General features: G+C 68.8%; 14 protein-coding genes and 1 other RNA gene. 8 read left to right on the forward strand and 7 right to left on the reverse strand.

The features are described from left to right. Positions 1 to 126 precede the first annotated feature (126 nt). Positions 127 to 221: signal recognition particle sRNA small type (gene ffs, locus OG804_RS23700), an RNA gene on the forward strand. Between the two features lie 190 nt (positions 222 to 411). Next, entirely contained in the window at positions 412 to 1,698 is a 1,287-nt protein-coding gene (locus tag OG804_RS23705; RefSeq protein ID WP_328390003.1) for an aminotransferase class I/II-fold pyridoxal phosphate-dependent enzyme, read from the forward strand. 24 nt (positions 1,699 to 1,722) lie between these two features. Here OG804_RS23705 and OG804_RS23710 read toward each other — a convergent pair whose 3' ends face one another. Next, a complete protein-coding gene (locus OG804_RS23710) occupies positions 1,723 to 2,529 on the reverse strand; it encodes a methyltransferase domain-containing protein (protein WP_328390005.1) in 807 nt (268 codons plus the stop codon). Positions 2,530 to 2,869: 340 nt separating this feature from the next. On the opposite strand from OG804_RS23710, the gene OG804_RS23715 reads away from it, so the two are divergent. Further along, positions 2,870 to 3,442 (forward strand): HhH-GPD-type base excision DNA repair protein, encoded by a 573-nt coding sequence (locus OG804_RS23715; RefSeq protein ID WP_328398671.1) that lies wholly within the window; start codon positions 2,870 to 2,872, stop codon positions 3,440 to 3,442. A gap of 31 nt (positions 3,443 to 3,473) precedes the next feature. On the opposite strand, the gene OG804_RS23720 is transcribed toward OG804_RS23715, so the two are convergent. The 3 genes from OG804_RS23720 to OG804_RS23730 all read right to left on the reverse strand — a co-directional run bounded on the left by OG804_RS23720 (position 3,474) and on the right by OG804_RS23730 (position 6,369). Continuing rightward, positions 3,474 to 4,190 (reverse strand): ESX secretion-associated protein EspG, encoded by a 717-nt coding sequence (locus OG804_RS23720; RefSeq protein WP_328390007.1) that lies wholly within the window; start codon positions 4,188 to 4,190, stop codon positions 3,474 to 3,476. Beyond that, complete coding sequence (locus OG804_RS23725) at positions 4,190 to 5,887, reverse strand: hypothetical protein (RefSeq protein ID WP_328390009.1); 1,698 nt, start codon at positions 5,885 to 5,887, stop codon at positions 4,190 to 4,192. Before OG804_RS23725 ends, OG804_RS23720 begins: the two co-directional genes overlap by 1 nt. A gap of 107 nt (positions 5,888 to 5,994) precedes the next feature. Further along, a complete protein-coding gene (locus OG804_RS23730) occupies positions 5,995 to 6,369 on the reverse strand; it encodes a hypothetical protein (RefSeq protein WP_328390011.1) in 375 nt (124 codons plus the stop codon). A gap of 673 nt (positions 6,370 to 7,042) precedes the next feature. Between OG804_RS23730 and OG804_RS23735 the strand changes: the two genes are divergently transcribed. Next, positions 7,043 to 8,320 (forward strand): ROK family protein, encoded by a 1,278-nt coding sequence (locus tag OG804_RS23735; protein WP_328390013.1) that lies wholly within the window; start codon positions 7,043 to 7,045, stop codon positions 8,318 to 8,320. Positions 8,321 to 8,384: 64 nt separating this feature from the next. Here the strand turns inward: OG804_RS23735 and OG804_RS23740 are convergent, their stop codons facing one another. Continuing rightward, the gene (locus OG804_RS23740) at positions 8,385 to 9,992 is read right to left on the reverse strand and encodes a DUF2207 family protein (RefSeq protein WP_328390015.1); all 1,608 of its coding nucleotides are present in this window, start codon (positions 9,990 to 9,992) and stop codon (positions 8,385 to 8,387) included. 300 nt (positions 9,993 to 10,292) lie between these two features. On the opposite strand from OG804_RS23740, the gene OG804_RS23745 reads away from it, so the two are divergent. Beyond that, positions 10,293 to 11,204: a neutral zinc metallopeptidase gene (locus tag OG804_RS23745; RefSeq protein ID WP_328390017.1), complete on the forward strand. Its 912-nt coding sequence runs from the start codon at positions 10,293 to 10,295 to the stop codon at positions 11,202 to 11,204. A gap of 1 nt (position 11,205) precedes the next feature. Here the strand turns inward: OG804_RS23745 and OG804_RS23750 are convergent, their stop codons facing one another. After that, positions 11,206 to 11,907 carry a TetR/AcrR family transcriptional regulator gene (locus OG804_RS23750; protein WP_328390019.1) on the reverse strand — a complete coding sequence of 234 codons (702 nt, stop codon included), beginning with the start codon at positions 11,905 to 11,907 and terminating at the stop codon, positions 11,206 to 11,208. Continuing rightward, positions 11,904 to 14,180 (reverse strand): MMPL family transporter, encoded by a 2,277-nt coding sequence (locus tag OG804_RS23755; protein WP_328390021.1) that lies wholly within the window; start codon positions 14,178 to 14,180, stop codon positions 11,904 to 11,906. Before OG804_RS23755 ends, OG804_RS23750 begins: the two co-directional genes overlap by 4 nt. Before the next feature lie 140 nt (positions 14,181 to 14,320). On the opposite strand from OG804_RS23755, the gene OG804_RS23760 reads away from it, so the two are divergent. The 3 genes from OG804_RS23760 to OG804_RS23770 all read left to right on the forward strand — a co-directional run bounded on the left by OG804_RS23760 (position 14,321) and on the right by OG804_RS23770 (position 20,717). Further along, the gene (locus OG804_RS23760; protein ID WP_328390023.1) at positions 14,321 to 16,942 is read left to right on the forward strand and encodes a DNA polymerase III subunit gamma and tau; all 2,622 of its coding nucleotides are present in this window, start codon (positions 14,321 to 14,323) and stop codon (positions 16,940 to 16,942) included. 297 nt (positions 16,943 to 17,239) lie between these two features. Then, positions 17,240 to 18,451, forward strand: a complete 1,212-nt coding sequence (locus OG804_RS23765) for an acetyl-CoA C-acetyltransferase (protein WP_328390025.1) — start codon at positions 17,240 to 17,242, stop codon at positions 18,449 to 18,451. A gap of 130 nt (positions 18,452 to 18,581) precedes the next feature. Continuing rightward, complete coding sequence (locus OG804_RS23770; RefSeq protein WP_328398673.1) at positions 18,582 to 20,717, forward strand: 3-hydroxyacyl-CoA dehydrogenase NAD-binding domain-containing protein; 2,136 nt, start codon at positions 18,582 to 18,584, stop codon at positions 20,715 to 20,717. The last annotated feature ends 77 nt before the right edge of the window (positions 20,718 to 20,794 follow it).

Consider the following 20,794-nt stretch of genomic DNA (forward strand, 5'->3'; position numbering starts at 1 on the left):
TGTGGTGAGGGCATATCCCCTCCGACTCAGGAGAATGGTAGCGAGCACCGAGTCGTCACGTATGCGCCCTGGGGAAGGAGCGCGGCCCCCTCCGACCCACCGTCGCCGGCAACCGCTACACTGGCCGACGGATCCCGCGCGGCGCGCATCCTGTGAACTCCCCCAGGGCCGGAAGGCAGCAAGGGTCAACGGGCTCTGCCGGGTGCGCGGGGTCCCCTTATCTCGGACTGTGCGGCGTCGGTGTTCCCGAGCCGCGCAACGGTCCTCTCGCACAGCTGCCGGACGGCGCTGATTCGCGCAGAACACCAACACCTCCCGGCGGCGGCAGCCGCCCGGGTAACGTGGCTCGGAGCGGCCGGACACAACGGCCGCCGAAATCGCACGCACAGGTAGTTGGAAAGGCTGTCTACGATGCCCCGGCAGACACAGATCGGTTTGATGAGTCCCGAGGAACTCACGGCCGAGCACGAACTCCAGTCCGCGAACTACGCGACACTGCAGGCTGCTCAGCTCACTCTCGATCTGACCCGAGGCAAGCCCTCGCCGGAACAACTCGCCCTGTCCTCGGCGCTGCTCTCGCTGCCGGGCGACGGTGACTTCCGGGACGGCACCGGTACCGACTGCCGTAATTACGGTGGGCTGCACGGGCTTCCGGAGTTGCGCGCCATTTTCGGTGAACTCCTCGGCATCGGCGTCGACAATCTGATCGCCGGCAACAACGCCAGCCTGGAGTTGATGCACGACACGATCGCCTTCGCCACGCTCTTCGGGTTGCCCGATTCGCCGCGCCGGTGGGCGGATGAGCCGGCGGTCAAATTCCTGTGCCCGAGTCCGGGATACGACCGTCATTTCGCGATCACCGAGTCGCTGGGCTTCGAGATGATCACCGTGCCGATGCGGCACAACGGGCCCGATACCCGGTTCATCGCCGAACTGATCGCCGAGGATCCGCAGATCAAGGGTCTGTGGGCGGTGCCGAACTATTCCAACCCGACCGGTGTGATCTTCTCCGAAGATGTGGTGCGCGAACTGGTTTCGATGCCCGCGGCCGCACCCGATTTCCGGTTGTTCTGGGACAACGCCTACGCCGTGCATCCGCTCACCGATACCGCGGCGCCGGTGCTGGATGTGCTGTCGCTGGCCGCCGAGGCGGGAAATCCGCACCGTCCCTTGGTTTTCGCCTCCACCTCCAAGATCACCTTCGCCGGGTCCGGAGTGAGCTTCTTCGGCGCTTCCACCGAGAACCTGAACTGGTATCTGGGACATGCGGGCAAGAAGAGTATCGGCCCGGACAAAGTGAACCAGCTGCGCCACCTGCGGTTCTTCACCGACGCCGCCGGGGTGCGCACGCATATGCAGAAGCATCGCGCCATCCTGGAGCCGAAGTTCGCCCTGGTCCTGCGCATCCTCGAGGAACGGCTGGGCGCTTCGAAAGTCGCGTCCTGGACCGAGCCGAAGGGCGGCTATTTCATCAGCCTCGATGTGCTCGAGGGGACGGCCGCGCGGGTGATCGAATTGGCGAAGGCGGCCGGAATCGCGCTGACCGCCGCGGGCTCGGCCTTCCCGTACAAGAAAGACGCGGAGGACAAGAACATTCGTATCGCCCCCAGTTTCCCGGCGCTGCCGGAGCTGGAGCAGGCAATGGACGGGCTGGCGACCTGCGTACTGCTGGCAGCGACCGAGAAACTGCTGAAGTAGATCCTTACGGGCGGGTGGCGGCGGTCAGGCCGGCTTCCGGGCGTGCACGGCGAACATGGTCACCGAGAGGTGGATGTCACCCGCGGCCGCGCCCGCGGCCAGATCATCGAGAAGTTTCGCGCGATCGGCCTCGGTGATGACCCGGCGGGCCACCGCCATCGCGGAGACCCGGCTGACCAGCGCACCGGCTCCGACGGAGTGCTCCTGGATCAGCGCCTGTGAGCCGGTGCTCTCCAGTTCCAGCCCCGCCCTGGTCAGCAGGCCCGGCAACCGGCGACCCGAATAGGGGTTGGTGGTGGCCGAGATGAGGGTGTCGACGACCTCACGGACAACCCGGTGGTCACCGGGATGCACGATCGCCGAACCCCAGTCGGCGTCCATCACGACGGCCCGGCCGCCGGGGCGCAGTACCCGGGCGATCTCGCGGGCCGCCCGCTCGGGGGCGGTCAGATGCTGGAACACGCGTTCGCAGAGCACCGCGTCGAAGGTCGCGGGCCCGAACGGTATGCCGTAGGCGTCGCCGGAGTGGAAGGTGGCCGATGAGCGCGCTTCGGCGGCGCGCTGTTCGGCGGCGGCCAGCAGGTTCGGGTCGGGCTCCACCCCGGCGGCCGAGCCGGTGGGCCCGACGGCGTCCGCGAACGCGATCACTTCGGATCCGGTACCGGATCCGATGTCCACCGCGTGCTCACCCGGTTGCAATGCGAGGGCCTCGTGCCCCCACTCGCGCAACCTGGTGAGGCCCGGAAGGGTGGCCTGTAGATCGCGGATATCGACCAGCTGATCGCGGCCTTGTGCATCGAAACGGTCGGGACGTAACCCGAAACTGTCCATGGGTCGGTGTCCATCCAGTGTGGTGGGTGGGTGTATCGCCGTGTGTGGCATGGGGGCGAGCCTAATGGGTGCAGCTGGGCGAAGCCCATCCACTGACTGCGCACGTCCAGGGCGGACACGGAGTGCGCGGGGTGCGCATCGCCGCAGGGAACGCGGTGGTGCGCGGGTGCGGGAGCGCATGGCCGGAGCGGACGCGGAGGTACGCAGGGAGCGCATGGCGGGAGCGGTCGCGGAGGTACGCAGGGAGCGCATGGCCGGAGCGAACGCGGAGGTACGCCTGGCGGAGCACGCGGGGGTTCCCATGGGATCATCGCTGGTAGTCCAGAGTGAGGAGCACGGTATGGCCGAGTTGTGTCTGGCACAGGAACCCGAGGCGGATGAGCTGCTGTCGCGCAGTTCGCTGGCGTTGCTGATCGGGATGCTCTTGGACCAGCAGTATCCACTCGAGCACGCCTTCCGCGGACCCAAGAAGATCTCCGACCGGATGGGCGGGCTGGATATCCACGCGATCGCCACCGCGGATCAGGCCGAGTTCGAGGAAATGGCCGCTACTCCGCCTGCCATCCACCGGTACGGCCGGTCGATGGCTCGGCGGATCCAGGATCTGGCGCGCTATGTGATCGAACACTACGACGGGGACGTGCCCGCGATCTGGACTGCCGGGGACCCCGACGGCAAAGAAGTGCTGACGCGGTTGAAGGCGCTTCCGGGGTACGGGGACCAGAAGGCGCGGATCTTCCTCGCGCTGCTCGGTAAGCAACTCGAGGTCCGGCCTGCGGGGTGGGAGGCGGCGGCCGGGGACTACGCGAAACCGGGGTCGCGGCGGTCGGCGGCCGATATCGTCGATGGAGAGACATTGCTCGAGGTGCGGGCCTTCAAAAAGCAGATGAAGGCAGCCGCCAAGAAGAAATGATCCGCCGCGCGATGCGTCCTCGAGGGCGCGGTCAGCGGATGCGCGCGATCCGGGTGATGGCGGCGGCCATATCGGATTCGCCGACGGGTGTGAGCGATAAGTGACTGCCGGCGGTGAGCAGGTAGCGGCCGTCGCCGGTGAAATCCAGCCAGGTGCGGTGTACGGGCGGCGGGGACATGGGGTCGTCCGGAGCGACGGTGATCGTGAGGAAACCCCGAGCGTCGATCGGCCGGTGCAGTATTTCGCGCAGTCGCTGTGCCCGGGCGACCGCATCGTCGGATTCCCACGGCTGCGAGGGCGGGCACAGCACCGCCTCACGCGGTTCCCGCATAGCCGGAAGGGCACCTGCCGGGGCCGGGCCGAGCGCGGTCGCGAGATGTTTGCCGACGATCCGGGCGTGGCAGGCGGTGACGTTGATCTCGGCGGCGTGCGCGCGGATCACCGCACCCCAGTTCCCGAAGGCCACGGCGAGCGCGAGGATCGGATCGGGGCGGCGTTGTTCCCCGTCGAACTCATCACCGAAAACCGTCACCCGGGTCACGTCGGTGCGGGCCAGGAACCGCAGCGTACCGGTGAGATCCGCATCGCCGTTGGATGGAAAACGGTGCTCGAGTTCCAATGCGGCCCGAGCGCTCTCGGTGAGCACGGTGCCGCGCGGGGCGAGGTCGATGGGGTGGGGCCGCCGGTCGAGCCCGGTCTCGGCCTGCCAGATATGACCGAACTCGTCCGGCGTGAACACCCATTCCATCAGCGGGTCCCGCCTCCCGGCCCGGTTCTGTCCGGCCGCTCGGCCTCGGTGTACTCGCCGAGAACCGGCGGTACCGCGGGGCGGGTAGCGGTCAGCTCCTCGTTCGGGGCGTGTAGATAGTCCGGGCTGGGACGTTCGCGATCGGGGCCCCGGGACGGCACGGCCCCGCCGGCCGGCGGGGCGGGCAGGCTCGGCGCACCCGGCCGGAACGACCGGGTGCCGGGATGCTCGGCCCGCTCGGCGGCAGGGGAGGTGTCCGGTGCGGCACTCGCGGTGCCGAGCGGCTCGCGATCCGCGCTGCCGGGCGGGCGGGGCCGCGCCACGGGCTCGGTGTGGCCGGATGGTTCGGGGGCGGTCGCGGTACGGGATTCGGAACCGCTCGGGGCGGCGGAGGGCTGGGCAGCGGGTGCGAGTGAGACGGAAGCGGTACCCGGCCGGTAGGCAGCCGCGGGGGAACTCGGGCCGAGTGGCCCACCGGAGGTGCTGCTCGGTCCGGGCGCCCCGGCGGGATGACCCGACCTACCCGCCGCCTCTGGGTAGGGGGTAGACGATCCGCCTGTGCCTGTGCCTGTGCCTGTGCCTGTGCCCGGCGGGACCCCGGCGACGGGTCCGGCGGGCTGTGATCGTGGCTGGGCCTCGGTGAGGCCGGGGCTGCCGATCGGGTGTTCCACCGTGGGCGATCCAACGGCCGCTGGTCCGGTGGCCGCTGGTTCGGTGGCGGACGGGTCGGTGGTCGACGAGTCGGAGGCGGCGTCGGTACCGGATATCTCAGCGGGGGGATCTGCAGCGGCGACGGGTTGCTCGCTCGTAACAGGTTCCGTGGTCTCCTCGGCGGCAGGGGCCGGTGGATCAGCCGGTGATGAATCCGGCTGCGGAGCGTAGGTTTCGGTGTCCGGTGCGGTGACAGGGGGCGCGGGTTCCGAATCGGCGAACTCCCGGCTCGCGGCCCCGTCCGGGTCTTCCGGCCCGATGTCGGAAACGGACGACCGGTCGCCCGCCTCGCTTCCGGCCGGGGCGGCCGCCGGCGGGTCGTGGTCTTCTACCACCCGGGGCGCGTCGGAATTCGGCGCCGCGGGGGCGGCCCTCCGACCTGGACCCCCGAGCCGGGAACGATCCTCCGGGCTGTCGGGGCCCGGGGCCGCGAAGCGCGGGACATTGTCGCCGCTGGCCGGGATCGTGGGGTTGTAGTTGAAGGCCATGGCGTCCTGGGCATCGGCCGTGAGCGCCGCCGCGGTGGTGTTGTACGCCGTGCGGCGCCGCGCGCCCTCGGCCGCCTCGACCGCCGGATCCGGATCCGGCAGATAGGGCGCGGGCGGCGGCGGAATCGCCGCGCGAACCGATTCGGCGGCAGTGGAATCCGCCGCGATCAGCTGCTCGACGACGCGGGAGACGGCGACCGAATCGTCGCCTGCCTCGACGAACGCGGCGACTGCTCGAGCCGCCGCGGCGGCCGCCAGACCCGACCAGTCGCCGGAGAACCGGGTGATATCCCGCGCGAAGTCGTCGAATGCCGACTCCACGGCCGTCGCGGTGGCACCCCAGGTATCGGCGAGGCGCCTCAGTTCGGCCGGTGCCAGGACTTGGTGCACCCGGTCCCAGATCTGTTGATGGGTGTAGGCGTCGAAAACCTCACGATCGCGTACATACGCTGGATCCGCGCCGGTACCCGCGGTATCCGGCTGCCCCTGCTGCGCCACTGTCGGCCCCCTTGGTCGTGCGATCCGCCGCGCGCCCGGATCGGCGCGGCGGACCACATGGTTTCAATTGATCTGCACCCCTGCGTATTTCGATATACTGCCGCATTTCACGCCGGATCCGCCACCGCTCGGGCGAGAGCGGCGCTGTTGGCGGCATCGGCTTCGGCGACAAGTGACGCGGCCGCGAGGTAGGCGGCCTTGTGCCGCAGCGCGGTCTGTTCGAAGGCGCTGAGGGCGTCCAGGTATTCCTGTCCTTTCGCGCCGAAACCGCGGGCCAATGCGCGGCCGGAGGCCAGATCCGGGAATCCGCGCACCTCGATGAGCGACGCGGCGTTCGCCCGCGCCAGACGTATTCGTTCGGCCAGCCGGTCGCACGAGGTGGCGAGCCGGCGTGCGGCATCTTCCGGCATATGGAACTCGCCGGCTCGTGCCGCCTCGTACAGACGCACGGCGTCTTGCTGTCCCAGATCTGGTACGGGCATCGTCTCCCCCTTGGATCTCCCCACCCAGTGCTCGGAGCATAGCAGCGGAAAAGAGCGTGTACCAGGGTGTTCGGTCGCCCTTCCTGGGGCACGGCGTCCCGGCCGGGTCTCGGCGACAGGGCCTCGGACGCCCCAGCCGGGACAGGGCAGGTCGCAATTGTCCGCTCGGGTGCGGGGAATATTCCCCGGCGAGCGACGGAGAATATTTCCCGGTGAATCGCGGAGAATATTGCGGATTCGATTGGTTCGATATTCTCCGTGGAGTTGCGGGGAATTCATCGGCTCGGTGTCTCGAATTCGCCATTGGGCGAGCTGTGCGTCGTTACCACATGCTCGCGTGTCCGAGAATGACCGTGCAGCGGCCCTTGTCGGTGGCGTCCGGCCGGGAATGACCGGTCCGAGCTGGGGAAACGTCCGATCCCGGGTGACGAAGATTTCGGAAACCTTGGTGTTGTGCCAGGGGAGATGTTAATTTATTTGTTATGTCTACCAGCAGCGCCGACTCGCGGAAGGTCACCTACGTGACCGCCGCTCTGGGCCTGCGCCTGCCACTCACCCGCGAGTTGTGTCGCCACCGCCACTGCGGTTGAGCGATTCCGATCTACTCGCCGCCTCGTTTCAGTACGTGTAGGCATATCCCGTTCTGCGGGAAATATTCACCGAGGAAATTTATATGGCCGTCCGCACCGCCGAACGCACCGCGTCGCAGGCTCCCGCAATCCGTACCCGAGTTCCCCGTCCGGTAGTAGCCCCTGACCTGCGCTTATCGGATAACCCCGCCGCGGCCGTGCTGCGGGCCGCTACTACAGGTCCGGTATTCCGCGATAAGACCGCACGCGCCACCGGACTGAGTATCGCCACCGTCAACCGTCAGGTGTCGTCGCTGCTCACCGCCGGTTTGCTGCGGGAGCGAGCCGATCTGACCGCCTCCGGCGCGGTCGGCCGTCCCCGTGTCCCGTTCGAGGTGGATCACGATACTTTCGGCACGCTCGGTGTCCATATCGGCGCCGCGTCCACCCGGATCGTGGTGTCCGATCTGCGTGGCCGGATTCTGGGGGGCCTCACCATCGCCACCCCGCAGACCGGCCAGGAGTTCGCGGTGAAAACGGTCGCGCACAGCGCTAAATCGTTTCTGCAGCGCTGGTATCGGCGCACTCCGCTCTGGGTCGGGGTCGCGATCGGCGGCCGGGTCGATCCGAACACCGGTATCGTCGACCACCCGAAACTGGGCTGGCAGACGGCGCCGGTGGGCGCGGTCTTCAGCGAGGTGCTCGGCCTGCCGGTGACGGTGGCCCCGCACGTCGAGGCGATGGCCGCTTCGGAACTGTTACTGCCCGCCGTGAGTCAGGATTCGGCGGACAACCACGGCCGTGCGGCGCACGGCAGCAGCCTCTACTTCTACGTCCGTGAGACCGCCGGCATCTCGGTGACCCTGGACGGCCGGGTGCACACCCCGAACAACGGTCCGGGTTCGATCGCGCATCTGCCCACCGGCTCCACGGTCGAATGCTCCTGCGGCCGGCGTGGTTGCTTGGAAGCGACCGTCGGTGACCGCGGACTGCACTCGCGGGCCGTCGGACGCGGAATCATCCCTGCGCACAACGGGAAAGCCAGCTCGAATATCGGTGATCTCTACCGGGCGGCGGCGCGTGGATCGGAACCGGCGCGGGAGTTGCTCGCGGAACGGGCGACCGTTCTCGGCCGGACCGTGGCATTGGTGCGGGATATGCTCAACCCCGATCGGGTGGTGCTCGGTGGGCAGGCTTTCACGACCTACCGCCCCGGTCTGGCGCATGTGGCGCGCGCGTTCAACGAATCGACCGTGCTGCCGGCCACCGATATCCGGGTCACCGGCTACGCGTCGAAGGTTCAGGAGTTCGCGGCCGTGGTGACTTCGCTCAGTGCTCTGTACGCCGACCCGCTCGCCGCGCTGCGCCGGGTCACTGCCTGAGGCGCTGCTCGAGCTCTGGACGTCCCCCCCCCCGTGCGGCGAGCTGCCGCACGGGGCGTCCCGCTCAGTTCGCGGGAAACAGCGATTCGATCGCGGTGATGAAATACGGGAAGTGGACGGCGAATCGGTGCAGGTCGCAGTCGCCTTCGAAACCCCCGAACCAGTACAGGCCGGGATCATCGTCGGCCGACGGGTCGATATCGCGGAACGTGCGGACCCAATAGTCGGCTCGGCTCCAGACCACCATGTAGGACAGGCCCCGGGAGAAGACGAGCTCCCGGTCGCCGGGCGGGATCTGCCGGCTGGTCACCAGCTCCAGGCCCCGCTGCAGGCCACGGACCTGTCCGGTCAGCGTCCGGCCGAACGCGGTGCGCACCGGCAGGAACTTCTGGGCGGCGAGCAGCCCGCCACCGGCCAGCGCGATCGCCACACCGACCAGGGCGTGCCCGGCCAGTAGCGCGGCGAGAACGGTCACGGCGGCGCCCAGCACCACCAGTCCGCCGCCCAGCCACAACGGAATACGGCGGCGCACCGGGTCGATGAAGGCGCCGCGATGGACGGCGTCGGCGATCATGGCGCGGCGCAGCGGCTCGGCGGGCAACCGGCCCGGGGCGCCCAGTTCGGCCATCGTCACCTGGTCGGTGCCCGCAGGCAGCAATGCGTCGTAGACCACCCGTTCGTAACCGCGGAGCTGATCGTCGGCGGGATTCACCCGGACGAGCCGCCACTGCGTTTCACCGATCCGTTCGATCCACAGATAGTTGCGCACCGCCAGATCCACCACAGTGGCGGCGATATCGGTCGGATCGGAATGGCCGTCCAGCAGCACTCCCGCCTCACCGGGCAGGATGCCGGCCGGCGAACTGAACTGGGTCCGGCCCCCGCTCTGCACCAGCGGGTCCATCGCTTCGGCGGGCACGGACTGCCGTCGTGCCCAGAAGACGTAGCCGGCCAGGCCGGCCAGGGCGACCACCAGCAGCGCGAACGCGACGAGTACGGGTCCGGTGATCGCGAACGGCGAGTCACCGGGTCCGGTGATATCGGCATTGGGCGGCACCGTGCCCGGCGGGACCTGCAGGGTCAGATCGACGGATTCGCCTTTGCGCAGATTCGTCTGGTCCAGGTACATGACGCCGTCCGGCTCGATATGGACCTGAGCGCACGGCCGGGTATCGCCGATCGGACCCAGCAGGCATTCCACAATGCCCATCTCGAAGCTCGGACTGATCAATGAGGCGTGGATCTCGGCGAGGTCGACATTGAGCACGCCGAACCAGCGGAACACCTGGCTGCCCTCGGCGTCGCTGACCGTATTGCGCACCGAATAGCGGAAGGTCGATTCCCCGGGGCCCGCGTCGACGGTGAACAGGTCGTCGGCGATCTCGGCTGTGCCCGGCCCGGTCGTCTCGATATCGGTGACCGCGAAGCGGCGTTCGGAATCCTCGCTGATCTGCACGCGCAGCGGCAGGGTCATCGTGAAACGCTCACCGGGCGGAACTGTCACGCGCTCGGTCACTTCCAGCACGCCCTCGCGGTTCAGCGTCATATCCAGATACAGGATCGAACCGGTCGGCTGCTGTGCCCGGGCGGTCGGCGCGTTCACCCAGAAAACGGCGAATAGTCCGGTCAGTGCGAGTAGCAGCGCGAGTGCGCCCCCCCGAAAAGTGAGCATGACTCGTTACCTTAGACAGCTTGCTATCCTGCGTCAGCGGCTGTTGGCGATGCGAGAAATGCGAGGGGGTCCGGGGGAGTGACACAACCACCTTACGGACGCGGACCGGTGCCGCCCGGCAGGCAACCGATACCGCCCCGGGGCCGTCCGCAGTACGGTCCGCCGCCCGGTCGGCCGCCGCAGCAGAGACCGCACGGGGGATACCCGGCCGGGCCGGGATATCCGTATCGGCCGCCCGGTTATCCGCCGCGCCCGCAGCACGGTCCCGTCCCCGGCTACCGCCCGATCGTCGCCCCGCCGATGCCGCCTCCGGTGCCCTACCGGTTGCCGAACGCGCCGCGGCCGCGCACCCGGCGCAGCAGCGGCCGGTCGCTGCTGCTGGTACTCGGACTGATCGTGGTCCTGGTCGCCGCACTGGTGCGCGGTGCGCTGAACTCCGGGGACCTGAACGTGCTCGGCCCGCAGCCGGACCACAGCTATGACACCGGCGAAACCGGTCCCGCCGAGACCGCGGCCAATCCGTTGCTCACCGATCCCGATGCGACGCTGATCCCGGCGAACTGCGAATACTCGCAGTGGTCCCCCGACGAGGACTCGGCGCGGGCGTTCTTCGAGAGTGCCGAGGCGTGTCTGGAGGCGGCCTGGCGGCCGGTACTCGAGGATGCGGGGTTGCCCTTCGCACCGCCGTCGGTGCTCGTCTCCGCGAACACCGACGGCATCACGACCCCGTGTACCGGATCGACCAGTGAGTTCGCCGCGTTCTACTGTCCGGCGAATCGCACTGTCTACATGCCGATCAGCCAGCTGCAGACCGATTACTACGAGGACAACTGGGTGGTCTACCTCTCGGTGTTCGCCCACGAGTACGGACATCACATCCAGAACATGTCCGGCATCCTCCTCGCGGCCAACAGCCGGCGGGTCGATGCGGGCGCGCGCAGTACCGAAGGTCTGGAACTGTCGCGCCGGGTCGAGTTGCAGGCCAACTGTTTCGACGGGATGTATCTGGTTTCTTCGGCCGACGGCGGTGCGCTCAGCGACCAGCAGATGACCGATGCGCGCACCGACGCCGACCATCGCGGTGACCAGCACGGCGATATGCGTGATCACGGCACCCCGGACAACGGGGGCCGCTGGTTCGGGCTGGGCGTCGAGCACAATCTGACCGCCGAGTGCAACACCTTCACCGCGTCGGCCGACGCCGTCAGCTGAATCAGTCGGCGGGCGGACCGGATTCGCGTGTCCGCGCGCGGAGCTCCATGACCCACTGCGTCATTTCGGCCGGAGTCGTCTCGGGTCCCATCAATTCCGTGACCACATGTCCGAAACATGCCGCGTCGAGCACCCGCTCGGCGACCGCCATCGGATCGCCCCAGGGCAGGAACGGTTTCGCCAGCAGTAGCGAGGCGATGCCGTGTGCGGCGGCCCACAATTCGAGGACGAGCGGGGTGGGGTCCGCGCGGTCGATCAGCCCGTCGTCCATGGCTTCTTCCACGGTGGCGGCGAAATATCTGAACGCGCCGCTGGTCAGCACCATGTCCACGGCTGCCCGGTGGGTGGTCGGGATGGTCGCCAGCCGGTACTGCTCGGGGTGGTCCAGCGCGAAACGGACGTAGGCCAGACCGAGCCGGTGCAGCCGCAGGGTAGGTGGATCGGCCGGATCCACCGCCGCCTGCATCGCGGTGTTCAGCGCTTCGAAGACCTCGGCCACCGCGGCCTCGATCAGCGCGTCCTTGTCCGCGAAATGCCGGTAGATCGAGGGCGCGCTGACCCCGACCACGCCCGCTACTGCCCGGATCGATACCGCTTCGACGCTGCCCGTGCTCTCGAGCAGTTCCCGGGCGGCGGTGATGATCTCCGCGCGCAGCCGGCCGCCGGCCCCGCGCGGGGACCGTGGCCGCGGCGCGCCGGTCATACGCGCACCGGTGGTTCGGCGGTCGCGGGCGAGGCCGCCGGCTCTTCGCTGAAGCCGATTCGTTCGTGCAGCCGGGCCAGTGGTTTCGGCGCCCACCAGTTGAGCGGTCCCAGCAGTTTCATCAGTGCCGGAACCAGCAGTGCCCTGATGAGAGTGGCGTCGGCGAGCACAGTCAGGGTCAGGCCCAGGCCCATCAGCTGGATGAACGACACCTTGGAGGTGGTCAGGGCGCCGATCACGATCGCCATCAGCACGGCCGCCGCGGTGAAGATACGGCCGGTGCGGGCCACGCCGATCGCGACGGATTCGGTGTTGTCCGCCGCCGCGGACTCCGAATCGGTGCGTCCGGCCCGGCGGCGCAGCCATTCCTCCCGGATGCGCGACAGCAGGAACACCTCGTAGTCCATGGACAGCCCGAAGGCCAGGCAGAACATCAGGATCGGCATGGTCGGCACCAGATAGCCGACGGCGGTGAAGCCGAGCAGACCCTGCAGATGACCCTGCTGGAAGATCCACACCATGGCGCCGAACGCGGCGGTCAGCGAGAGGGTGTTCAGCAGTAGGGCTTTCAGCGGCAGGATCAGGCTGCCGGTGAACAGGAAGAGCACCACGAAGGTGGACAGGATGATCAGCAGGGCCGCGAGTGGGAGTCGCGCGGCCAGCGCGCCCAGGGAATCCTCGTTCACCGCGGCGGATCCGCCGAACAGGGCCGGTGCGGGCGCGTCGATCGCCCGCAACGCCTTCAGCTGCTCACCACCGGCGGGGGAGAAGGGGTCCAGCGATGTGTTGACCGACAGGTAGGTGCCGCTGTCGTTCGCCATCCCGGGGGGAGTGGGCGCGAGACGGTTCCCGGAGACGTACACCCCGGCGCTGGACAACACCGCGGTCACATCGTCGACCTCGGACAACCTGGCCGCGTAGTCGCCGACCCCGCGCTCGTCGCGGTATCCGTCGAGCACGATCGTGGTGCTGCCGCCCGGATCGGCACGCGGGAACTCCGCCCGGATCTCGTCGCCTACCTGACGGCTGGCCGCGGAGGTCGGCAGGACTCGCTCGTCGGGGTAGCCGAACTTCACGGAGAGGAACGGTGAGCCCAGCGCCAGCAGCAATGCCACGATCACCACGGAGACCGGTACCGCGGCCCGCATGACTCGCTTGACCAGGCGATACCAGCGGGTCTGTTCCGGGACCATGGCGCCCAGCGCCGCGGGTTCGCGGCCGAACAATCGCAGGATCGGCGCGCGCAGGTCCAAGGCGTTGACCCGATGCCCCAGCAGCATCAGCGCGGCGGGCAGCACCACGATCGACGCGGCCGCGGCGGCTACCACCACCGCAACCCCCGAATAGGCGAACGAGCGCAGGAAGTACAGGTCGAAGACGAGCATCGCCGAGAGCGACAGCGCCACGGTGACCGCGGAGAACAGTACGGTGCGACCGGCGGTCTGCAAGGCGCGGACGGTTGCCGCGCGGGGGTCGAGTCCGGCCGCGAGCTCCTCCCGGAACCGGCTGACGATGAAGAGGCTGTAGTCGATCGCCAGCGCCAGTCCCAGCGCGGTGGTGAGGTTCATCGCGTAGATGGAGACGTCGGTGAACAGGGTGAACAGTTTGAGGATCGCCAGGGTGGCGGCGATCGCGAACAATCCGACCAGCAGCGGCAGCGACGCGGCTACGAGGCTGCCGAAGACCAGCACGAGTACCACCAGGGTCAGTGGGATGGCCGCGGTCTCGGCGATCGCCAGGTCGTGGGTGATCTGCTCGTTGACTTCGTGAAAGGTCGCGGCCAGGCCCCCGGCCCGGACGGTCACACCGTCGGCGGTTCCGGTCACCTGCCCGCCGAGTTCGCCGGCGGACTCCTGGACCTGGGTTTCGTCGCCCTCGAAAGTGACCGCGATGAGCCCGGATTCGCCGTCGGTGCTGCGCAGGGCGCTGGCGACCGCGGGGGACGGCGCGGTCCAGTAGGACTGCACTCCAGCGGTGTCCGCACGCGCCCGGAGGACGTCGATGATCTGCAGGGCGCGGTTTCGCACCTGTTCCGCGTCGACCCCGGCCGGTGATTCGACCAGCAGGATGTAGTTCGGCGCGGCACCGTCGAAATTGTCGGTGAGCGACTGGGCGGCACGGATCGATTCGGCGTCGGCGGAGACGAAGCCACCGGATTTCAGTCCGGAAGCCGCGGTGGCGCCGAAGATCCCGAACAGCAGCGCGACGGCGAGCGCGCCGATGAGGATTGCGCGCGGAAATCTGGTGGTGAACCGCGCGATGCGGATCAGCATATCGGTACCCCCGGTTCCGTAAGTTAGTGGCGTTAGCGTAACGCCGTTAACCCAGTGATGGAAGGTTCGCGCGAATTTCACTGGCGAGCCGGTGCCGACGCCGGGTGCGCGCTGTCGGGGTCCGCCGGTAGCCTCTGGCCGTGGCTCTGTACCGGAAGTACCGACCGGCAACGTTCGCTGACGTGGTGGGCCAGGAGCATGTCACGGACCCGCTGTGTACCGCGCTCGACACCGGCCGGATCAGTCATGCCTATCTGTTCTCGGGTCCGCGCGGTTGCGGTAAGACCTCCTCGGCGCGCATCCTCGCCCGCTCGCTGAACTGCGCGGAGGGCCCCACCTCCACCCCCTGCGGGACCTGCGCCTCGTGCACTTCCCTCGCGCCGGGTGGTGGCGGCAATCTCGATGTGATCGAGCTCGACGCCGCCAGCCACGGCGGTGTCGACGACACCCGCGAACTCCGGGACCGGGCGTTCTACGCGCCCGCCGAGTCCCGCTACCGGGTGTTCATCGTCGACGAGGCGCATATGGTCACCACGGCCGGATTCAACGCGCTGCTCAAGATCGTCGAAGAGCCCCCGGCCCACCTGATCTTCGTCTTCGCCACCACCGAACCCGACAAGGTGCTGCCGACCATTCGCTCGCGCACCCATCACTACCCGTTCCGGCTGCTGCCCCCCGCGACCATGCGCGGCCTGCTCGGCGGTATCTGCGAGCAGGAGCAGGTGCCGGTGGAAGAAGAGGTGTATCCGCTGGTCATCCGCGCGGGCGGCGGTTCCCCGCGCGATAGTTTGAGCGTGCTGGACCAGTTGCTCGCCGGCGCGGGGTCCGCGGGCGTCACCTACCCGCGCGCCGTCGCACTACTGGGCGTGACCGATGTGGCGCTGATCGACGACGCGGTCGACGCGCTGGCCGCCGCCGACGGCGCCGCGCTCTTCGGCACCATCGACCGGGTGATGGAAGCCGGGCACGATCCGCGCCGGTTCGCGGTGGACCTCCTCGAGCGTCTGCGCGACCTGATCCTGATGCAGGCGGTACCCGATGCCACCGAGCGCGGCCTCGTCGCCGCCCCTGCCGATCTGCTGGACCGGATGCGCGATCAGGCCGCCCGGCTCGGGCCCGCGGCCCTCACTCGCTACGCCGAACTCCTGCATGCCGGTCTGGGGGAGATGCGCGGGGCCACCGCGCCGCGCCTGCTGCTCGAGGTCGTCTGCTCGCGGATGCTGCTGCCGGCCGCCGACGAATCCGCGGCCGCGACCCTGCAGCGTCTCGAACAGCTCGAACGTCGGGTCGCGACCGGTGCGCTCGCCGCGCCGGCGGGCGATGCCGGCCGCGGACCCGTAACCGAGGCCGCCCCGGCATCCGCCCGTCCGCCGGTATCCGACTCGTCCCGCCGCCGGGGGGCCGAGGCGCTGGCCGCGCTACGCGAGTCCAAGACCGGCAACGCGGAGCCCACCGCAGCCGAGCCGCCGAAAAGTGAGGCCGCGGTCGCCGGTCCCGTACACCCGGCGCCCGGCCCGGGCGATCGGGCCGAGGAGACATCGCCTGCCGCAACGGGTTCGGCCGAGCCCGGTGCGCCGGGCCCGCAGCGCCCGGAGCCCGACCGGCGTACCGAAGTCCGCCCGGCGGGCGCAGATACGCCGGCCGGCCCTCCACGAGCGGCCGCGGTGACCCAGTCGGGCACGGCGCCGCAGGAACGGCCGGATACGTCGAACGACGCGAGCCCGGTCGAGACGGAATCGGAGCCCGCCGGGGCGGAGGCGGTTGCGTCGGAGGCGGTTGCGTCCGAGGCGGTCGCGGCGGAGGCGGACCTGGCGGAGGTGGGCCCGTCGGATGCGGACCCGGCGGAGGTGGGCCCGGCGGAGGTGGGTCTGGCGGAGGTGGACCCGAACGTGCCGAGCGGGACGGATACCGATCCGCCGCCCCCCGCCGCGCCGGGTGCACCCGATACCGAGGCCCCCGCCGATCCCGACCTGCTCGTCGCGGTGGAGGCTGCCTGGCCGGAGATCAAGGTCAAGGTCCGCGACTTCGGGCCGACGATCGGCGCGATGCTCACCTCGGGCGCCTCGGTGGCCGGGGTGGAGGACGGCGAGATCGTGCTGGCGCACCACGCCGCGCTGGTGCAGCGCCTCTCGCAGCCGCAGCCCCTCTCGGCGGTCCGGTCGGCGGTGACCGCGGTGCTCGGGCGGGAACATCCGGTCCGGTGGGTCGTCACGGGCCAGCAGGTCTCGCGCGGGCCCGGCGGACGCGAACGGGGTGGTCGGCGGTCCGGTGACGCCGATTCCGGGGATTCGGACAGTGGTCGTCGAGGCGGTCCGCGACGCCCGGCTCCGACCCGGCCCAGCAGTGAGCCGGAGCCGGTCGATAGCGCGAATGGGGCAGCGGCCGGTGCCGTCGCCGCCCGGGACACCGCCGCCGCACCGGATAACGGCGGCCGGGCGAGCGTGGGCGGCCGCGAGGGCGATCCGGCCCGGCGGCCGCCGAAATTCTCGCGGCCGAGCCAGGCCAAGGCCGGGGCCGCGGCAGCCGCCGCGAATCCCTACGACGATATCCCCCCGCCGGATTTTCCGGACCTGCCGGACGACCCGGGTCCCGGGGATCACGGTTACACACCGAACAGCGTGCCGCCGTCCACTCCGGAGGAAGAGCGGGAGATGCTCGCGGAGTCGGCACAGCCGGTCGCCCCGGGTGATCGGCGCGACCCGGACGAGGTCGCTCTGCGATTGCTGGCCAGTGAGCTGGGCGCCACCCCGTTGAACAGTTGACAAGCATCGTCTCGACCACGTTAAGTTAACCGGAGTTCGCATCCGGCGGTAGTATGGGCGGGTGGCTGCGGACTTCGGCGAGGCGAGGTTCTATGGTGGGCCGTAACGGACGGGCCGCTGGGTTACCTCCTCGCTGGTTCACGCCGTGGTTTGTACAGCGTATGCCCGCGTGGCCGACCGGCCCGTCAGCGCTGCCAACTGAATACGGACGGTCGGTCGAACGGCCGGTCGGCGAGGTAACTCGCGTCTGCTCCGCCAGCTGCGGGTGGGCGTATTCCTAGGAAGGGACACTCCGATATGACCACAGAGGCCTACATTTACGAGGCCATCCGCACCCCGCGCGGCCGCAACAAGAAGGGGTCGCTGCACTCGGTCAAGCCGATCGACCTCACCACCGGCCTGGTTCAGGAGCTGCGCAACCGCTTCCCGAATCTCGACGAGGACCGGATCTCGGACCTGATCCTGGGTGTCGTATCTCCGGTCGGCGATCAGGGTTCCGATATCGCCCGCACCACCGTCCTGACGGCAGGCCTGCCCGAGACCGTCGGCGGCGTGCAGATCAACCGCTTCTGCGCCTCCGGCCTCGAGGCCGTGAACATGGCCGCCCAGAAGGTGCGCTCCGGATTCGAGGACCTGGTCCTCGCCGGTGGTGTCGAGTCGATGTCCCGAGTGCCGATGGGCTCCGACGGCGGCGCCTGGATGCTCGATCCGGCCACCAACTACGACACCTACGTCGTCCCGCAGGGCGTCAGCGCCGACCTGATCGCCAGCATCGAGGGCTTCACCCGCGAGGACGTCGACGCCTACGCGGTGCGCTCGCAGGACCTGGCCGCGAAGGCCACCAGCGGCGGTTACTTCGCCAAGTCGATCGTCCCGGTCAAGGACATCAACGGACTGACCGTGCTGGACAGCGACGAGCACATGCGTCCCGGCACCACCCTGGAAGATCTGGCCAAGCTGAACCCGTCGTTCGCCGGTATCGGTGAGATGGGCGGCTTCGACGCGGTGGCGCTGCAGAAGTACCACTTCGTGGAGAAGATCGATCACGTCCACCACGGCGGCAACAGCTCCGGCATCGTCGACGGCGCCGCCCTCGTGCTGGTCGGCACCGAAGAGGCGGGCAAGGCCTCGGGCCTCACCCCGCGCGCCCGCATCGTCGCCACCGCCACCAGCGGCGCCGACAGCACCATCATGCTCACCGGGCCCACCCCGGCCGCGCACAAGGTGCTGGCCAAGGCCGGTCTGACCGTCGACGACATCGACCTGTTCGAGATCAACGAGGCGTTCGCCTCCGTGGTGCTGAAGTTCCAGAAGGACCTGCAGATCCCGGACGAGAAGCTGAACGTCAACGGCGGCGCCATCGCCATGGGCCACCCGCTGGGCGCCACCGGCGCCATGATCACCGGCACCATGGTCGACGAGCTGGAGCGCCGCAACGCCAGGTACGCCCTGGTCACGCTGTGCATCGGCGGCGGCATGGGTGTGGCCACCATCATCGAGCGCGTCTGATTCCCAACCGACTCGCACATCACCTCGCGATGAACACCGGGCCCGGAGACGGCAGCTCGTACGCCCATGGAGGGCCCGTGAACATCGCCCCATTCCCTCAGGAGAAAGAAAAACCGTGAGCGAAGCCAACATGATCGGTTGGGAGAAGGATTCGGACGGCATCGTCGTACTGACGATGGACGACCCGAATCAGGGCGCCAACACGATGAACGACCTGTACAAGAAGTCGATGACCGAGACGGTCGATCGGCTGGAAGCCGAGAAGGACGACATCACCGGTGTCGTGCTGACCTCCGCGAAGAAGACCTTCTTCGCCGGTGGCGACCTGAAGAACATGATGCAGGTCGGCCCGGACAACGGTCCGGAGCTGATGGCCGAACTGCTCGAGATCAAATCCGCGCTGCGCCGCCTGGAAACCCTCGGCAAACCGGTCGTGGCCGCCATCAACGGCGCCGCGCTCGGCGGTGGCCTGGAGATCGCGCTCGCGACCCACCACCGGATCGCGGCCGACGTCCGCGGCTCCCAGATCGGCCTGCCCGAGGCCACCCTGGGCCTGCTGCCCGCCGGTGGCGGCATCATCCGCACCGTGCGCATGCTCGGCCTGCAGAACGCGCTCATGGGCGTCCTGCTGCAGGGCCAGCGCAACAAGCCGGCCAAAGCCAAGGAGATCGGCCTGATCGACGAGCTGGTCGGTTCGGTCGAGGAACTGGTTCCCGCCGCCAAGGCATGGATCAAGGCCAACCCCGAAGCCTCGGTGCAGCCGTGGGACAAGAAGGGCTTCAAGATCCCCGGCGGCACCCCCGCCAGCCCGTCGTTCGCCGCGACCCTGCCCGCGTTCCCGGCCAACCTGCGCAAGCAGATCAAGGGCGCCAACATGCCCGCCCCGCGCGCCATCATGGCCGCGGCGGTCGAAGGCTCGCAGGTCGGGATCGACGACGCCTCGCTGATCGAGTCCCGCTACTTCGTGCACCTGCTCACCGGGCTGGTCGCGAAGAACATGATCCAGGCCTTCTTCTTCGACCTGCAGACCATCAACAACGGTGGTTCGCGGCCGAATGATGTGCCGAAGAAAGAGATCAAGAAGATCGGCGTGCTCGGCGCGGGCATGATGGGCGCCGGTATCGCCTACGTATCGGCCAAGGCCGGCTACGAGGTCGTGCTCAAGGACGTCACCATCGAGGCGGCCGAGCGGGGCAAGAACTACTCGGAGAAGATCGAGGCCAAGGCGCTGTCCCGGGGCAAGACCACCGAGGAGAAGTCCAAAGAGCTGCTCGACCGGATCAAGCCGTCCGCCGACGTCGCCGACTTCGCGGGCGTCGACTTCGTGATCGAGGCCGTCTTCGAGAGCACCGAGCTCAAGCACAAGGTCTTCCAGGAGATCGAGGACGTCGTCACCCCCGACGCCCTGCTCGGCTCCAACACCTCGACCCTGCCGATCACCGGCCTGGCCGAAGGTGTGAAGCGCCAGGAAGACTTCATCGGCATCCACTTCTTCTCGCCGGTCGACAAGATGCCGCTGGTGGAGATCATCAAGGGTGAGCGGACCTCCGACGAGGCCCTGGCCCGGGTGTTCGACTACACCCTCGCCATCAAGAAGACCCCGATCGTGGTCAACGACAGCCGCGGCTTCTTCACCTCCCGCGTCATCGGCACCTTCGTCAACGAGGCGATCGCCATGCTCGGCGAGGGCATCGAGCCCGCGACCATCGAGCAGGCCGGTTCGCAGGCGGGCTACCCGGCGCCGCCGCTGCAGCTGACCGACGAGCTGAACATGAAGCTCATGCAGAAGATCGCCCGGGAGACCGAGGAAGCCGCCAAGGCCGGCGACGCGGCCATGGGCACCGAACGGCATCCCGCCATCGACGTGGTGGACTACATGGTCGAGCAGGGCCGTCCGGGCCGCTTGGAGAAGGCCGGCTTCTACGAGTACGACGAGAACGGCAAGCGGCTCAACATCTGGCCGCAGCTGCGCGAGCACTTCAAGACGACCTCCGGGTTCAATGTGCCGTTGCAGGACCTGATCGACCGCATGCTGTTCGCCGAAGCCCTCGAAACCCAGAAGTGTTTCGACGAGGGTGTTCTCGAATCCACCGCGGATGCCAATATCGGCTCCATCTTCGGCATCGGGTTCCCCGCCTGGACCGGTGGCGTGCACCAGTACATCGTCGGCTACCCCGGCGGCCAGGAAGCCTTCGTGGCCCGGGCCGACGAACTGGCGAAGAAGTACGGCAAGCGCTTCGAGGTCCCGGCGTCGCTGCGCAAGTAGGTTGCGGGTCCGGCCGCGGTCGCGCGGCCGGACCTAACCGAACGACACGGTCCGTCCCACCCGAGTGGTGGGGCGGG

The sequence above is a fragment of the Nocardia sp. NBC_00416 genome, from assembly GCF_036032445.1.
In the GTDB taxonomy this organism is placed as follows: domain Bacteria; phylum Actinomycetota; class Actinomycetes; order Mycobacteriales; family Mycobacteriaceae; genus Nocardia.

Bases quoted from the DNA above. Each gene is read 5' to 3' on its own strand.
- OG804_RS23705 (WP_328390003.1), top strand. From the start codon at position 412: ATGCCCCGGCAGACACAGATCGGTTTGATGAGTCCCGAGGAACTCACG.
- OG804_RS23710 (WP_328390005.1), bottom strand. From the start codon at position 2,529: ATGGACAGTTTCGGGTTACGTCCCGACCGTTTCGATGCACAAGGCCGC.
- OG804_RS23715 (WP_328398671.1), top strand. From the start codon at position 2,870: ATGGCCGAGTTGTGTCTGGCACAGGAACCCGAGGCGGATGAGCTGCTG.
- OG804_RS23720 (WP_328390007.1), bottom strand. From the start codon at position 4,190: ATGGAATGGGTGTTCACGCCGGACGAGTTCGGTCATATCTGGCAGGCC.
- OG804_RS23730 (WP_328390011.1), bottom strand. From the start codon at position 6,369: ATGCCCGTACCAGATCTGGGACAGCAAGACGCCGTGCGTCTGTACGAG.
- OG804_RS23735 (WP_328390013.1), top strand. From the start codon at position 7,043: ATGGCCGTCCGCACCGCCGAACGCACCGCGTCGCAGGCTCCCGCAATC.
- OG804_RS23740 (WP_328390015.1), bottom strand. From the start codon at position 9,992: ATGCTCACTTTTCGGGGGGGCGCACTCGCGCTGCTACTCGCACTGACC.
- OG804_RS23745 (WP_328390017.1), top strand. From the start codon at position 10,293: ATGCCGCCTCCGGTGCCCTACCGGTTGCCGAACGCGCCGCGGCCGCGC.
- OG804_RS23750 (WP_328390019.1), bottom strand. From the start codon at position 11,907: ATGACCGGCGCGCCGCGGCCACGGTCCCCGCGCGGGGCCGGCGGCCGG.
- OG804_RS23755 (WP_328390021.1), bottom strand. From the start codon at position 14,180: ATGCTGATCCGCATCGCGCGGTTCACCACCAGATTTCCGCGCGCAATC.
- OG804_RS23765 (WP_328390025.1), top strand. From the start codon at position 17,240: ATGACCACAGAGGCCTACATTTACGAGGCCATCCGCACCCCGCGCGGC.
- OG804_RS23770 (WP_328398673.1), top strand. From the start codon at position 18,582: ATGATCGGTTGGGAGAAGGATTCGGACGGCATCGTCGTACTGACGATG.